The 550-nt window shown below is 70.9% G+C and carries 1 pseudogene; it reads right to left on the bottom strand.

From position 1 onward, the window contains the following. Positions 1-272: 272 nt before the first annotated feature. Positions 273-550, bottom strand: a pseudogene (locus ABB25_RS14685) (hypothetical protein); the annotation flags it as partial.

Genomic DNA, 550 nt, shown 5'->3' with positions numbered 1-550 from the left:
CATTGCGGCCGCGCCGGGCTTCCCGATGCCTCCATCCTGCTCAAGGACTCATTGATGAAAGCTGCTTCTGTTCTGCTCGTCCCGCTGTTGCTGCTCAGCGCCTGTGGCCGCGACCCAGCGCCGACCCCGGCAAGCGGGCAACCCGCACCGGCAGGCACCCCGGCCGCCGAGGCCGTCCCGGCCGACAGCAACGCTGCTGCCCCGGCTGCCGGGAAGCAGGGTTTCGACCTCCAGACCCTAGCGGTCAGCGACGTGCCGCTGGGCGCCTTCCCCTACCTGCAGCTGCCCAGCGGCACGTCGCTGACCGCTAGGGTCTGGAGGTCGAAACCCTGCTTCCCGGCAGCCGGGGCAGCAGCGTTGCTGTCGGCCGGGACGGCCTCGGCGGCCGGGGTGCCTGCCGGTGCGGGTTGCCCGCTTGCCGGGGTCGGCGCTGGGTCGCGGCCACAGGCGCTGAGCAGCAACAGCGGGACGAGCAGAACAGAAGCCGCTTTCATCAATGAGTCCTTGGGCAGGATGGAGGCATCGGGAAGGCCGGCGGGGCCGCAATGCT

The organism is Stenotrophomonas koreensis (assembly GCF_001431525.1).
GTDB lineage: Bacteria > Pseudomonadota > Gammaproteobacteria > Xanthomonadales > Xanthomonadaceae > Stenotrophomonas > Stenotrophomonas koreensis.
The sequence above is the reverse complement of the archived record's forward strand: the minus strand, read 5'-3'. Positions and strand labels throughout refer to the sequence as shown.